Origin of the sequence: Pseudomonas sp., assembly GCF_051660785.1 — a bacterium.
Taxonomy (GTDB): Bacteria; Pseudomonadota; Gammaproteobacteria; order Pseudomonadales; family Pseudomonadaceae; genus Aquipseudomonas.
Genome location: NZ_JBOFQE010000028.1, coordinates 85,372 through 99,275, shown reverse-complemented (window position 1 = coordinate 99,275; position 13,904 = coordinate 85,372). Strand labels below are relative to the sequence as shown.

12 protein-coding genes are annotated in these 13,904 nt (G+C 59.9%); 10 read left to right on the top strand and 2 right to left on the bottom strand.

Annotation, left to right across the window (positions count from 1 at the left end; genetic code table 11):
• The first annotated feature begins 9 nt into the window (after positions 1-9).
• The 3 genes from ACRC4F_RS07350 to ACRC4F_RS07340 all read left to right on the top strand — a co-directional run bounded on the left by ACRC4F_RS07350 (position 10) and on the right by ACRC4F_RS07340 (position 3,111).
• The gene (locus tag ACRC4F_RS07350) at positions 10-831 is read left to right on the top strand and encodes an SDR family NAD(P)-dependent oxidoreductase (RefSeq protein ID WP_438658710.1); all 822 of its coding nucleotides are present in this window, start codon (positions 10-12) and stop codon (positions 829-831) included.
• Between the two features lie 11 nt (positions 832-842).
• A complete protein-coding gene (locus ACRC4F_RS07345; protein ID WP_438658709.1) occupies positions 843-2,090 on the top strand; it encodes an MFS transporter in 1,248 nt (415 codons plus the stop codon).
• Positions 2,091-2,184: 94 nt separating this feature from the next.
• Positions 2,185-3,111: a quinone oxidoreductase family protein gene (locus ACRC4F_RS07340; RefSeq protein ID WP_438658708.1), complete on the top strand. Its 927-nt coding sequence runs from the start codon at positions 2,185-2,187 to the stop codon at positions 3,109-3,111.
• Between the two features lie 61 nt (positions 3,112-3,172).
• Here ACRC4F_RS07340 and ACRC4F_RS07335 read toward each other — a convergent pair whose 3' ends face one another.
• Positions 3,173-4,078, bottom strand: coding sequence for a helix-turn-helix domain-containing protein (locus ACRC4F_RS07335; RefSeq protein WP_438658707.1), 906 nt, complete (start codon positions 4,076-4,078; stop codon positions 3,173-3,175).
• A gap of 142 nt (positions 4,079-4,220) precedes the next feature.
• Here ACRC4F_RS07335 and ACRC4F_RS07330 point away from each other — a divergent pair, with 142 nt between their 5' ends.
• Positions 4,221-5,132: a LysR family transcriptional regulator gene (locus ACRC4F_RS07330; protein ID WP_438658706.1), complete on the top strand. Its 912-nt coding sequence runs from the start codon at positions 4,221-4,223 to the stop codon at positions 5,130-5,132.
• 5 nt (positions 5,133-5,137) lie between these two features.
• On the opposite strand, the gene ACRC4F_RS07325 is transcribed toward ACRC4F_RS07330, so the two are convergent.
• Entirely contained in the window at positions 5,138-5,761 is a 624-nt protein-coding gene (locus tag ACRC4F_RS07325; protein WP_223434439.1) for a TetR/AcrR family transcriptional regulator, read from the bottom strand.
• Between the two features lie 239 nt (positions 5,762-6,000).
• Here ACRC4F_RS07325 and ACRC4F_RS07320 point away from each other — a divergent pair, with 239 nt between their 5' ends.
• The 6 genes from ACRC4F_RS07320 (at position 6,001) to ACRC4F_RS07295 (ending at position 13,767) form a co-directional block, all read left to right on the top strand.
• Complete coding sequence (locus ACRC4F_RS07320; protein ID WP_438658705.1) at positions 6,001-7,281, top strand: cytochrome P450; 1,281 nt, start codon at positions 6,001-6,003, stop codon at positions 7,279-7,281.
• Positions 7,278-7,487, top strand: coding sequence for a ferredoxin (locus ACRC4F_RS07315; protein WP_223434433.1), 210 nt, complete (start codon positions 7,278-7,280; stop codon positions 7,485-7,487). The genes ACRC4F_RS07320 and ACRC4F_RS07315 overlap by 4 nt, the downstream gene beginning before the upstream one ends.
• Before the next feature lie 52 nt (positions 7,488-7,539).
• A complete protein-coding gene (locus tag ACRC4F_RS07310) occupies positions 7,540-9,159 on the top strand; it encodes a GMC family oxidoreductase (protein ID WP_438658704.1) in 1,620 nt (539 codons plus the stop codon).
• The gene (locus ACRC4F_RS07305) at positions 9,156-10,646 is read left to right on the top strand and encodes an aldehyde dehydrogenase family protein (RefSeq protein ID WP_438658703.1); all 1,491 of its coding nucleotides are present in this window, start codon (positions 9,156-9,158) and stop codon (positions 10,644-10,646) included. Before ACRC4F_RS07310 ends, ACRC4F_RS07305 begins: the two co-directional genes overlap by 4 nt.
• A 64-nt stretch (positions 10,647-10,710) precedes the next feature.
• A complete protein-coding gene (locus ACRC4F_RS07300) occupies positions 10,711-12,378 on the top strand; it encodes a DUF1302 domain-containing protein (protein ID WP_083376106.1) in 1,668 nt (555 codons plus the stop codon).
• A 27-nt stretch (positions 12,379-12,405) separates the two neighbouring features.
• Complete coding sequence (locus tag ACRC4F_RS07295) at positions 12,406-13,767, top strand: DUF1329 domain-containing protein (protein WP_438658702.1); 1,362 nt, start codon at positions 12,406-12,408, stop codon at positions 13,765-13,767.
• The last annotated feature ends 137 nt before the right edge of the window (positions 13,768-13,904 follow it).

Genomic DNA, 13,904 nt, shown 5'->3' with positions numbered 1-13,904 from the left:
GGAGTGTTTATGTCTGTTCCTGATAATGCGTTCCAGCATCGGTATGGCCCGTGGGCGGTGATTGCCGGAGCCTCCCATGGCGTGGGCGCGGCGTTTGCCCACGCCCTCGCCGAGCGTGGCCTCAGCTGCGTGCTGGTGGCGCGCCGTGGCGACGCCCTGGCGCAACTGAAAAGCGAATTGGAGCAACGTTACGCCATCGAGGTGCTGGTGGTGATCCAGGATCTTTCTCAGTCCGATGCCTGTGAGCGCTTGCTCGCAGCTGTCGGAGAACGCCAAATCGGTCTGTTTATCTACAACGCGGGCGGCGACCCTTACATCACGCGCTTTCTCGATACCTCGGTCGAGGGCTGGGGCGCCTTACTGCGCCTCAATTGCTTGACGGTGATGCAATGCAGCCACGCCTTTGGCACTGCAATGCTGGAGCGCGGGCAGGGCGGCTTGCTGTTGGTGGGTTCACAGGCAGCCTTGGGGGGAATTCGCAAACTGGCGATGTACACCGCGACCAAGGGCTTTGCCCTGAACCTCGGTGAATCGCTATGGGCCGAGTGGAAAGACCGTGGCGTCGATGTGCTCAACCTGCTCATCGGCACTGTCGACACACCCACCATGCGCGCTGCCATGGTCAAACTGAACGTTGCCGACGCCCTGACCATGACCTTGCCCAAAGCTGAAGACCTCGCGCTTATGGCGCTTGAACAACTGGGTAATGGTCCGACGCTGATTCACCCCGAAGACACCCTTGTCGAGGTCGTGAACGCACCTGGCCCGGTACGCCGTGCCCAGGTGCTGAGCAAGAGCGCGGAAGCGGCTGTATTTATCGGCAATGACTGAGGTCACCCACCATGAAAGGCTTTGATAACGCAGAATTCAAACGCGGCTGGCGAGTGCTGATTCTGGCGTTGGTCGGCGTTGCCACCAGTTCCAGTTCGTTGCTGCTGTACAGCTTCAGTTCTATGGTGATTCCGCTGGAGCAGGCCATGGGCTGGGGCAGGGCGGAGTTGCAGGCGGCGATCACCGCATTGTCGCTGGGCACCATCGTCGCGTCGCAATTGGCCGGCTGGCTCAACTCACGCTACGGCTTACGCCGGGTCACGTTGCTGTCACTGCTGGCGTTGTCCCTGAGCGTTTTCACCCTGACCTGTATCAATGGCTCGATATGGACGCTTTACCTCGGATTTTTCCTGGTGCCGTTGGCCGGGTTGGGGACGTTGCAGGTGACTTGGTCGCACCTGGTGAACTTGTGGTTCGAGGAGAACCGTGGCCTGGCCTTGGCGATCATTCTCAGTGGCTCCGGACTGGCTGCCATCATGCTGCCGTTGATCACCGCCTGGGCGATCAGCCGCTGGAATTGGCAGGCGGGTTTCCTCGCGCTGGGCGTATTGCCGGTACTGCTGGCGTTGCCCTTGGCTTTACGATGGTTGTTGCCTACCACCGATGTCAGCCAAAACTCGACGCAACTCCACGCCACCAGTGAACAAACCGGCGGGCTACTGCTGCGCGAGGCGCTGCGCTCATGGCGGTTCTGGGTGTGCAACCTGTCGATGACGTTGGTGGTGTCGTGCGTGGTGGGCATGGTCACCAACATTGTGCCGTTGCTGCAGGACCGTGGCCTGAGCGCCCTGCAGGCCAGTCAGATTTTCGCCAGCTTCGGCGTGTCGCTGATCCTTGGCCGACTATTGGTGGGCTACCTGATTGACCGGTTGTGGGCGCCCGGTGTTGCCTCTGTGGCGCTGCTGATGCCGGCATTTGCCTGCGGCATTTTTGCCTATGGGGATTCCAGTATTGCGATGTACACCCTCGCCACGTTGCTGGTCGGCGTGGGTGCCGGTGCCGAGTTCGATATCGCGGCCTTCCTGATTGCCCGTTACTTCGGTATGCGCGACTACGGCCGGTTGTTCGGCGCGCACCTGGGTTTGATTACCGCAGGAGCGGCGATCTCGCCTTTACTGTTCGCCGGTTTGTTCAAGCTCACCGGTGGCTACTCGGCCATGCTGTTGTTCAGTTTTATCTGCTTTGTCGTCGGCCCTTTGCTGTTGCTGACGTTGGGTGGGTATCCGCGATATAGGTCCGAGCCGTTGGCGGCCAATTGAGTAGGCTGTCGAAGTAAATATGGACAAATAATAGATTAATGTTCAATTATTGCTTCAAGTGCAGCCTGACAATAAAACAGACAAGGAGAATGCCATGCGTGCAGCAATCATTTCCGAGCGCAATGCGCCGCCGGTAGTGGGCGAGTTTCGTGATCCGCAGCCGCAAGACGGCTCGGTGCTGATCGATGTCGATACTGCTGGCCTTGGGGGCTGGGATGTACTCGGCGCCTACCGCCTGGGTGTTGAATATCCCTGTGTCATTCGCGGCGAAGGCGTCGGCCGTGCGCCGGATGGCCGTCGGGTGTACTTCGGCGAGCGCTCGGTGTTGCCGTTTGGTGCCTGGGCAGAGCGCACCCTGGTGCCGCAAGCCGAAGTATGGAATGTGCCGGACGACGTGGACGATAAAACCGCGATCAGCATGGGCATCGCTGCGACCGGCGCCATCGTGCCCCTGGAAAAAGCCGCGATTCAGAAGGGTGAGAAGGTGCTGATCTTGGGCGCCACCGGCACTCTCGGCCAGATCGCCCTGCAACTGGCGCGCGGTCTGGGTGCGGGCAAGGTGGTCGGTGCTGCACGGTCCGCTGAAGCACTGGGCCGGTTGAAATCGCGAGGCCTTGCCGATGAAGTGGTGACTTTGGGTGGCAGCGATGATGTCGCTGCCCTCAAGGATGCAGCTGATGGCGGATTTGATGTGGTGCTCGACCTCGTGTGCGGTCAACCAATGTTGACGTCCCTGAAAGCCACCAATTGGGGAGCACGGATCATGACCATTGGCACGGGCGCCGGTCGTCAGCTCAATCTGGATATTGCCGATCTGTTGTTTCGCAACTTGTCGTGCATTGGCACTGGCCAGCGCCCGCCTGCAGACCGTGAACAGATCTGGCTGCGTCTGCTGAAAATCGCCAAAGAGCACCAGATACAGGTGGATTACCTGGATTTCACCCTCGATCAGGCGGCTGAAGCCTGGGCCGCGCAGGTCAATGGGCCACACGCCAAAATCACCGCCACGATTCGTCGTTAAGGCCTGTATTAGAAGATCGGTCCGTGGCGAGGGAGCAAGCTCCCTCGCCACAGGTTCAGTGTCAGCGTTGGCGCTGATGGCGAAATTCCTCGGGTGTGACGCCGAGTTCTTTACGGAAGGCCGCACTGAAAGCGGCGGCGTTGTTGAAGCCGGCCTGATAGGCCACCTGTTTGATCAGCAACCGTGGGTCAGCCAACAGCGCCACGGCTTTTTGCAATCGGGTATGCGCGGCGTACTGGCGCAAGGTCATGCCGGTGGTGTTTTTGCAGCGACTGGACAGTGTCCGCAACGGCAGCTCGCAGGCCCGCGCCAGGTGGCCGAGAGAGCGGCTTTCATCACTGGCGCTGTCGAGCAGTTCACGCAGGATGTTGAGTTGACGAGGGCTGAGTTTTTCTGCGTTGTGTGAGGCACTGATTGCCTCGTCGGGCGCATCGATAAATTCGCGGCGCAGGTCCAGGGCAATACTGGTGAGCAGGCACTCGGTGTGCAGTTCGCTGGCAAAGCCGGGGTTGGCGACTTCTTCGGCCAGCCGTTGCAACGAGGCGTGCAGGTAACCGCTTTGCAGATTGAGCATGGCTGCGCTGACGTTGTCCTGCCAGTTCCAGCGATAGCTGCCAAGGACGCCGAGTGATGAGGGATCGAACAGACACACCAGGGCCTTTTGCTCACCGGCATCGTGGCGCAGGTGGAATTCGGTGCCATGGGGAATGAACAACAGCTTGCCCAGAGGCTGGAATTGAGGCGCGCCGTGGCTGGAAAAACCGCCGCAGTTAGGCTTGATCTGCGAACTGGCAGGCAGCATCAGGCGTAACAGGCAACTGTCGCCGGTTTCGATCAAGGCTGTGCCGGTGTTGGACCATTGCGCATGTTCAACCCGGATGTCAAAGCCTTGTCTGGCCAATGAAGCTTCAGTCAGGAAATTGCCCGACGCTTCACAGTCGTACTCGCTGTAGTGGATCGCGTTCATTTTTCAACCTTCAGCCATTTTTATTATTGGCGCTGAAATTCGAAGGATAACGATACGTCAGGGCAGCTACCCGGTCTCGAGTGTAACCAGCGTGAGGACCAAGCTGTTTCATATATTCAGGCGCCAGGTATCAGAAAATCAGATGACAAAAGGCAAAGATATTTCGATGCGTCAACTGCGCTATTTCGTTGCCGCCGCCGACGCAGGCCAGTTTTCCCAGGCGGCGCTGAAGGCGCATGTATCGCAGTCGGCGATTACGGCGGCGGTGTTGCATCTGGAACAGTCCATGGGCGTCAGCCTGTTCGACCGCCTGCCCCATGGCGTGACACTGACCGCTGAAGGCAACAAGTTTTCCCAGCATGCCCGCCACATTCTAGACACCCTGCAGGATGCGCTCAGTGAACCGCTGTTCCTCGGCCATGCGATGCAGGGCACCGTGCGGGTAGGCGCCTCCTACACTGTGCTGGGCTATTTTCTGCCCGCGCTGTTGGCACGCTTCAAACGCAGCTACCCTCAGGTCGAGATCGACCTGATCGACATGGACCGCCAGAGCATCGAAGAAGCCCTGAGCAATGGCGATCTCGATCTCGGGCTGGCGATTGTCTCCAATACGCAGAACCTGCACGGTTTTGCTCACCATGTGCTGATTCGTTCGCGCCGCCAGCTCTGGTTAGCTAGTCAGCACCCTTTGATGTCCGCCACTTCGATCAATCTTGAAGACGTCGCCGAGCATGCCTATATCCTTGCTACGGTCGATGAGGGGGAGACCTCGACCTTGCGCTATTGGGAATCCCGCGGACTGGCACCCAAGGTGGCTTTTCGCACCTCATCCATGGAGGCATTGCGCGGGCTGGTGGGGCATGGATTCGGCGTGACCATTCTCTCGGACATGCTGTACCGGGCCTGGTCCCTGGAAGGCAAAAAGATTGAAATCCGCCCGTTGGTGGACGTGATTCCACCCATGGAACTGGGGCTGATCTGGCTGCCGGAGAACGGTTTGTCGGCGCCGGCGCAGGCATTCCGGCAGTTTCTGATCATGGCCTGTGCCTCCTAGCGTCGCTACTGGCGCACGCTGTTCTCAGGCGGCCAGGTGCCGTTGTTCATCAGGCTGTCGAAGGTTTCGGTCATTTCCCTTGCCGGGTTCGGATAATCGTGGCGCACCCACCACAGCCACAGCCCCACCAGGGCACCGACGAAACAGCGCACGGCGGCTTCGCCGCGTAGTTGATCGACTTGGTACAGCCCCTGTTTCCGATAATGCTCCCGGACCTGGATGATAAGGATATTTTCCAGGTGCGCGAGAATCACGTTTTGTCCCGGGCCGCTGAAAAACGCCGTCGTCAGTGCCGCATGGCGTTCGGTGGCGCTGAACAGCCAGGCCGAAACATCCAGCAGGACACGGCGGTCGCCATCGACTTCGGTGACCTTGGTCGAGGGGATGCCAATGGCTTCGTACCCGGCAACGATCAGATCCTCCTTGTCGCGAAAGTGCGCGTAGAAGGTGGAGCGCGCCACCCCCGTACTGTCCAGTAATTGCTGGACGGTGATCCCCTCGTAGCCCTTTTCCAGCGCCAGGCGATACATGTGGTCCAGCAGCAGTTCCCGGGTGCGTTGGGAACGCAAGGCGTGGCGTTGGCTGGAGTGGTTTTTATCGGCTGTTTGCACGGAAGCTAAGTGAGACATTCTGAACCTCGGCAGCGCTTTTTATTGGTTTCATGACGTCGGGCACAGGGGCTTCCCGGCGGTGATAGGCACACAATGACAGAGGATGTTTGGCACCAGCAGAATTAGTTTTAGAACATTTTCAACGAAAGTGTTAATGAATTCCGTTTATGCCGTACAGATTTGCGCTTCTGTTCGTTGTGGCTTTGCGCCTGCGGCCTTACCGTTTCTCCAGTCCGATAGAGACCTGGAGAACAATAATGAGTAACGCTCCTGAAACGCCTGCACCTGTTCCTGCGCACATCCCCATGCACCTTGTCCGCGATTTCGATCTGTGGGCGGAGCTCACCGCCCAAGGCGAAAACGCCTATGCCTGGGCCGCCGAACTGCACCGGACAACCCCGCCGATTTTCTGGATTCCACGTTTAAGCTTCTTACCCGGCACCTGGGTACCTCGGCGTGCCGAGGACCTGCGGCGTATTCTGCAAGACCCGCAAACCTTCAGCAGCGTCGGCCTTACACCCTACGCGATGTTGCTCGGTGAAAGCTGGCGCCTGGCGCCACTGGAAATCGATCCGCCTGAACACGCCAAATACCGCGCATTGCTTAATCCGCTGTTCACGCCGAAAAAGGTTGAGGCCCTGGAGCAGAACATCCGCCAGTTGGCCAACCAATTGATAGATGAGGTGCAAGCCGACGGTCGTTGCGATTTCAACAAAGCGTTCGCCAAACCGTTTCCCACGTTGATCTTCTTGACCCTCATGGGCTGGCCGCTGGAAGACCGGCCATTGTTCCAGCACTGGACGCAGACACTGATCAAAAGCGTCGACCTGCAAACGGTGACCGACAACGCACGGGCGATCACCGACTGGATCCGCAACCACATCACCGAGCGGCGTGCCAATCCCGGTGATGACTTCACCAGCTATCTGCTGACCAGCGAGATTGATGGCCGGCCGCTGACCGACGATGAAATGCTCGGCATCAACTTCCTGATTTTCATTGCAGGCCTGGATACGGTGACCTCTTGCCTGGGTTTGTTTTTCCGGCATCTGGCGCGCAATCCCGAGCAGCAAGCCCAACTGCGGGCCAACCCCGAACTGATTGGCGACGCGGTGGAAGAGCTGCTGCGCTCTTACTCGATCGTCAATATGCGCCGCACGGTGACCTGCGACGTGCAGATCGGCGAAGTCATGATGAAGAAAGGCGACATGGTGCTGATCAGCACTGAGTTGGCCAACCTCGACCCGGAAGTATTCGATGAGGCTGACAGAGTCGACTTCCAGCGCAGTGCCGGTGCATCGCCGCACATGGCGTTTTCCTATGGTGTGCACCGTTGCGTCGGCTCGCACCTGGCGCGCCGTGAACTTCGGATTGCCCTGGAGTTGTGGTTGCAACGGCTGCCGCCCCTGCGCATCGCTGACGACACCACGCCCAAATTCAACGCCTTCGGCGTATTCGGTATGGAAGACTTGCACCTGCAATGGGACCAGCCGGGCACCACGGCAACCGCCTCGAACAAACAGGCGGCCAACGCATGAAAGTGTTGATCAATCAATCCGGCTGTGTGGGTCATGCCCGCTGCAACAACGTCGCGCCCACGCTCTATCCACTCGATGACAACGGCTACATCGCCAGCAGCGGCTTCAGTGTACCGATTGGGGAAGAGGGGCTGGCGAAACGGGGCGCCCGGGCCTGCCCGGAACGGGTGATCGAGGTTCGCGAGACATCAGACGAACCCCGGTGAGTGCCGCCCTGTTGATGGAAGACTTTCAGCAACCCGCAAAAGAAGAACAACAATGAGCAAAACCTACGACTACATCATCATCGGTGCGGGGTCATCTGGCTGCGTTTTGGCCAATCGCTTGTCCGCCGACTCGACCGTTTCGGTGCTGCTGATCGAGAGCGGCCCGGATCACACCAGCCCGTTGATTGCCATGCCCCGTGGCATTGGCAAACTGCTCAGCTCCGGCAATCCGCATGTGTGGAGCTACAAGGCGGCACGCGGTGAGGGCATGAGCGACGAGCAATGGCTCAAGGGCAAAACGATTGGTGGCTCCAGTTCGGTCAACGGCATGGTCTACGTACGGGGAGCACCCGCCGATTATGACCATTGGGAAGCGCAAGGCTGCGCCGGTTGGGGCTGGAAAGACATGGGCCGGCAGTTTGTCGCCCTCGAAGACCACCAGTTGGGCAAGAGCCAATGGCGCGGAGTCGGTGGTCCGCTCAAAGTCACCGTGCACCCGTCGGGCCACGCCCTGTGCGATGCCGTCATCAGCGCGGCCGGTGAGCTGGGTGTGGCGCGCACTGAAGACACCAATCATATCGACTCGGTCACTCAGGGTGGCTTCGGCTATCAGCCGCAAACCACCTGGAAAGGCAAGCGATTCAGCGCCGCCAAGGCCTTTCTCGACCCGGTGCGCGCACGTCCGAATTTGACGGTAATGACCGGCACGGATGTGCAACGCATCGAGTTCAGCAAGCACCGTGCCTGTGCCGTGCAGGTCAACAACAGCGCCGGCAAGGGACGCTTCGAAGTGCGCCGCGAGGTGTTGTTGTGCGCCGGTGCCATTGAATCGCCGAAGCTGTTGCAATTGTCTGGCATCGGCCCGGCCGCATTGTTGAGCTCGCTGGGTATCAGTGTCCTGCACGACGCCCCCGAGGTCGGGCGCAACCTGCGTGAGCACGTGTACATGGCCATGCAGTACCGGGTCACCCGTGGCAGCTTCAATCATTGCTTCCATGGGATTGGGTTACTCGGTGCAGTGGCCCAGTACTTTTTGCGCAAGAAAGGACCGATGACCCATGCCGCCCACGAGGCCGGCGGCTTTATCAAGACCCGCCCCGAACTGGAGCGACCGGACGCGCAAATCGGCGTCAGCCTCTATTCCATGGACGGTGACGGCAACAAGGTCGAAATCGACAAGCAGCCCGGCCTGACCATCGGCGGCTATTTCCTGCGTCCACAGAGCCAGGGTGAGGTGCGCATTCAATCGGCAGACGCCACGGTTCCACCCCGGATTAACGCCAATTATTTGAGCGCCGAGATCGATCGCACCTCCGCAATTGCCTTGTTTCGCTGGTTCCGCCGTCTGGCTGCGCAGCCGGTGCTCAAGCCATTCATTGTCGGCGAGCTGACACCGGGGCCGAAGGTTGAAAGCGACGCGCAAATTCTTGCCGCGTTCCGCCGCTTCGGCCAGACCGCCTATCACGTTTCCGGAACCTGTCGCATGGGTGCCGACAGCGCCTCGGTGCTCGACCCTGAACTGCGAGTGCGTGGCGTCGAGGGCCTGCGTGTGGTCGACACCTCGGTGATGCCGTGCCTGGTTTCTGGCAACACCAACGCCCCGGCCATGGCCATTGCCATGCGCGCTGCAGAAATCATTACCGGCAAAGTCTCAGGAGATCCAACACCATGAGTGTTCCCTTTACCCAGCTGGACAAGCTGTACATCGATGGCGCATGGGTGGGTGTCGACGGTCCGCGCGAAGCGGTGCTCAACCCCGCCACCGAAGCGGTCATCGGTCATGCACCGAGCGGTGATCTGCACAGCGCCGACGCGGCCATTGCCGCCGCTCGCAACGCCTTTGATAACGGCCCCTGGCCGTGGCTGAGCATGACCGAACGGGCCGGGTACATGCGGCGGATGCACGCCGCTTTGGTGGCCAAAAGGGAGCAGATTGCCGCGCTGATCATCGCTGAAGTCGGCTGCTCGCAAGGCGTGACTTACGCCATGCAGGTGGATATGCCGCTGGGCCATGTGCTGACCGCGATCGAGCATTCTCTGCACAGCGACAGCCTGCAGATTCCGGTGCAGGCCAATCCCAACCCGTTCAACCCGACCGGGCCGATGATTCTCGGCAGCGGCACGGTGGAACGTGAGGCCATCGGGGTGGTGGCTGGCATCACTGGCTACAACTTTCCGTTTCTGCTCAACCTGGCCAAGGTGTTTCCCGCCTTGCTGGCTGGCAACACCCTGGTGCTCAAGCCTTCGCCATTTACCCCGTACTCGGCGTTGTTGTTCGGTCAGATCGCTGAAGAAATCGGCTTGCCCAAGGGCGTGCTCAACATTGTCACCGGCGGTATCGAAGTGGGCAGCCTGTTAAGCAGCGACCCGGGGGTGGACATGGTCTCGTTCACCGGTTCGGAAACGGTGGGCATGAGCATCATGAGTCAAGCGGCGCCGACCCTGAAGCGCGTGCATCTGGAACTGGGCGGCAAATCGGCATTGATCGTGCGCGGCGATGCCGACATTCAGGCCACCGCCTTGGGGGCCGTTGCCGGGCTGGCGGTCAACGCGGGGCAGGGCTGTGCGCTGCTGACGCGCTTCGTGGTGCATCACTCGGTACGCGAGCAATTCGTGCAGTGCGCCAAAGCCATTGCCGGGCAGTGGAAGGTCGGTGACCCGGCGGATCCCAGCGTGATGATGGGCCCGCTGATCCGCGAGTCGCAGCGCGCCAAGGTCGAGCATTTCATCGCCAGCGGCCGCGATGCCGGGGCCGCGCTGGTGTGTGGTGGTGGGCGGCCTGCGCACCTGCGCCAGGGCTTTTTCAGCGACATCACCCTGTTCGATGACGTGCGCAACGACATGCTGATTGCCCAAGAGGAAATCTTCGGGCCGGTGGGGGTGGTGATCGGTTTCGACAGCGATGACGAAGCCGTGGCCATCGCCAATGATTCGCGCTTTGGCCTCAACGCTGCCGTGGCCTCGGCCGATGCCGCCACCGCCTACGCCCTGGCCAGACGCATCCGTGCGGGCAGCGTGTACCTCAATGGCGGCAGCGGCAGCCTGCCTTACGCGCCGATTGGCGGCTTCAAACGTTCAGGCCTGGGCCGCGAATTCGGGCCGAACTGGCTCAAAGAGTTCACCCAGGAAAAATCCATCATTTACCCCATCGGGCGCTAGCCATGCCGCCCTGCGACCGGGGTGCAGACAAAACGACTGACAATAAAAACAAAAGGTGGTTTGCATGAAAAAGATCAGTAAACAGGGGCGCATGCGAGCCCAGCGGGCGATGGTACTGCTGGCGGTCGGGGAAATGGCGTTGGGTTTCGGTGGTGCGGTGTTGGCGGCACCGATCGAACTGTCCAACCCGGACTTTCACCTGCGTTGGGACAACACCCTGCGCTACAACCTGGGGATGCGCATGGAGGACCAGGACCGGCGCATCATGAACAACCCCAACTACGATGAATCCGACGGCAAGTTCGACAAGGGCGACATCGTCACCAACCGTATCGACTTGCTCACCGAACTCGATTTTGCCTACCGCAAGGACTGGGGAGCGCGGCTCAGCGCTGCCGGCTGGTATGACCAGGCGTACCACGATAACGATGTGCGCAGTCATGTTGCCGGATTCCAGACCAGCTATGACAACGATCATTACAGTTCGGAAGTGAAGCGCTACGTCGAAGGCCCCTCGGGGGAAATACTCGACGCCTTCGTCTGGAAGAACTTTCGCCTGGGCGATGCATCGGTGAACGTCAAGATTGGCCGCCATACCAACTTCTGGGGCGAAGGATTACTGTTCGGCGCCCATGCGATTTCCTACTCGCAAGCGCCGCTCGATGGCGCCAAGGCGGTGACCAGTCCTGGCATTGAAACCAAGGAAGTGTTCTTGCCCATCGGACAGATATCCGTCAAGGCTCAGGCCACCGATAACCTGACCCTGGCCGCGCAGTATTTCTACGAGTGGGACTACACGCGCATCCCGTACGGCGGCACCTACTTTGGCGCGGCGGACCCGTTTTTCGAAGGCCCGGACCGCTTGCCGGTAGCCCCGGGTTTTTCCTTCAATCGGGAGAAATCGAAATACGGTCGCGACTCCGCCAATTGGGGTCTGATGGCCAAGTACGACGTTGAAGCGATTCAATCGACGTTGGGTGCGTACTACCGCCAGTTCGATGATTACCAGCCCTGGCTGGCGCCAGAAATTTCGGCTGCCACCGGCAGCTACCGCCTGGTGTACCCACGCAGCGTCAAACTGGTCGGCCTGAGTCTTTCGACTGTGCTCGACACGGTGTCGATCGGTAGCGAGATCTCGTATCGCAAGGGCGGTGCCTTGAACGCGGTCGGCGTCGACCCCTCCGACAACGAAGGGCCGCGTGGCGATACGTTCCACTTCGTCGCCAACGCCGTGTACGGCGTGCCGCGTAACTTTATCGCCAACAACGCCACCCTGGTGGGCGAGTTCGCCTACAGCCATCTGCGCAAAGTGACCGAGCACGAAGAGCTTTATCTGGGTGAGAACAGCAGTAACTGCGTTGATCCACGAGTGGGCACGCCCGGCTCAGGTGGCAAACGCGACGGCTGTTCGACCCGGGATTACGCGGCCATCGCGGTCAATTACACACCTCAATACCTGTCGGTATTCCCGTCCTGGGACATGACCGTTCCGCTGACCGTCAATTATGGTCTGTCGGGCAACGCCGCCAGCGCCGGCGGTGGTAACGAAGGCGCGCTGACCTGGTCTGCCGGCGTGCAACTGACCTATGCCCAACGTTACGAATTTGGCTTGCGTTACTCCGACACGGACGCCCAATCGAAGAACATCCCCGGGGACACCGTCGGGGGGAACGGCGCCGTGGGCGGAACCGACCGTGGCTGGCTGGCCTTTACCTTCAAAACCTCCATCTAAAAGAGCCAAGAAGCGGAGTACCTGTTTATGAAAGGACAATTTGCATGGGCATTGGCGCTGTTGAGCATCGCTACTTGCAGCCAGGGGGCGGCACCGGCCGACCAGGTGGCACAAATCGGTAAAACTGTGACGCCGTTCGGCGCGATCATCGCGGGGAATGCCGATGGCAGCATTCCCCCGTACACGGGTGGCCTGACGCAGAGCCCGCCAGGCTTCAAGCCGGACAGCGGATTCTGGGCCGACCCCTTCAAGGATGAAAAACCGCTGCTGCGGATCAACTCGAAAAACATGGAGCAGTACGCCGACCGCTTGAGCGGCGGGCAAAAAATGCTGCTGAGTAAATTCCCCGACTACTATCTGGATATTTACCCCACCCACCGCACCGCGGCGTACCCGCAAGCGTTGCTCGATGCCTCGCTGCGCAACGCCAGCAACTGCCGCACGACCAAGGACAACCTCGCGGTCGATCCGGCGTGCCGAGGGGGGCTGCCGTTCCCGCTGCCGCAAAACGGCAACGAGGTCATCTGGAATCAGCAACTGCGCTACAAGGGCACGGGGTACACCACCACGGCATCGTCCAACAGTTGGGTAGTCGATTCCCAGGGTTCGGTGACCAAGACCGCCGAGTCCGCGACCATGGAAGAGGCGCCGTACTACCAGACTCAGCAGGCCGATCGCGATCCGCAGTTGTATTACCGCGCCTGGGCGTTGGACAGTTACCCGGCCCGCAGCGCCGGGCAACTGATCATCCTCGCCGACTACCTCGACCCGCAAAGCCAGCCACGGCGTGCCTGGAGTTACACTCCAGGGATGCGCCGCATCAAGTTGGCGCCGGAGTTCGCCTACGACACGCCAGTGCCCAACCAGGGCGGTGTGAACCTGTTCGACGAATTGCAGATGTTCTCCGGCAGCCAGGACCGCTTCGACTACAAACTGGTGGGCCGCAAGGAGATGTACATTCCGTACAACGCCTACAAGTTCTACTTCAGTTGCGGCCAGGAAGAACAGTTCAAGCCGCATCATGCCAACCCGGCTTGCGAGCGCTGGGAACTGCACCGGGTGTGGGTGGTGGAAGCGACCCTGAAACCGGGTAAACGCCACGTCTACAGCAAGCGCACTTACTACCTCGACGAAGACACCTTTGGTGCCGGCCTGTATGACGCCTGGGACCAGGGCGGGGTGCTGTATCGCGCACTGTTCCAGAGCGGCGTGCAGCTGTACGACAAAAACCTGCCGTACACGGTGAAAAACGTCAGCTATGACTTCAACAAAGGCATGTGGTCATTGCTCAACGATGGGCTCAAGGGCGGGTATCGAGTACACGATGCGCCATTATCGGAGCGCGATATGAAACCTGAGTCGATTGTTTCCCAGGAGACACAACGCTGATTTCATCGAGTGGACACGCATTTGCGGCCTGAGAGGGCCGCTTTTTTTTTGTGCGGATTTTATAAAAAGGCAACCCTGCGACTCATATTTAAATGAACACATATTAGAAATGTGTTTATATTATCAGAGGTGCAGTT

Bases quoted from the DNA above. Each gene is read 5' to 3' on its own strand.
- ACRC4F_RS07350 (WP_438658710.1), top strand. From the start codon at position 10: ATGTCTGTTCCTGATAATGCGTTCCAGCATCGGTATGGCCCGTGGGCG.
- ACRC4F_RS07345 (WP_438658709.1), top strand. From the start codon at position 843: ATGAAAGGCTTTGATAACGCAGAATTCAAACGCGGCTGGCGAGTGCTG.
- ACRC4F_RS07340 (WP_438658708.1), top strand. From the start codon at position 2,185: ATGCGTGCAGCAATCATTTCCGAGCGCAATGCGCCGCCGGTAGTGGGC.
- ACRC4F_RS07335 (WP_438658707.1), bottom strand. From the start codon at position 4,078: ATGAACGCGATCCACTACAGCGAGTACGACTGTGAAGCGTCGGGCAAT.
- ACRC4F_RS07330 (WP_438658706.1), top strand. From the start codon at position 4,221: ATGACAAAAGGCAAAGATATTTCGATGCGTCAACTGCGCTATTTCGTT.
- ACRC4F_RS07325 (WP_223434439.1), bottom strand. From the start codon at position 5,761: ATGTCTCACTTAGCTTCCGTGCAAACAGCCGATAAAAACCACTCCAGC.
- ACRC4F_RS07320 (WP_438658705.1), top strand. From the start codon at position 6,001: ATGAGTAACGCTCCTGAAACGCCTGCACCTGTTCCTGCGCACATCCCC.
- ACRC4F_RS07315 (WP_223434433.1), top strand. From the start codon at position 7,278: ATGAAAGTGTTGATCAATCAATCCGGCTGTGTGGGTCATGCCCGCTGC.
- ACRC4F_RS07310 (WP_438658704.1), top strand. From the start codon at position 7,540: ATGAGCAAAACCTACGACTACATCATCATCGGTGCGGGGTCATCTGGC.
- ACRC4F_RS07305 (WP_438658703.1), top strand. From the start codon at position 9,156: ATGAGTGTTCCCTTTACCCAGCTGGACAAGCTGTACATCGATGGCGCA.
- ACRC4F_RS07300 (WP_083376106.1), top strand. From the start codon at position 10,711: ATGAAAAAGATCAGTAAACAGGGGCGCATGCGAGCCCAGCGGGCGATG.
- ACRC4F_RS07295 (WP_438658702.1), top strand. From the start codon at position 12,406: ATGAAAGGACAATTTGCATGGGCATTGGCGCTGTTGAGCATCGCTACT.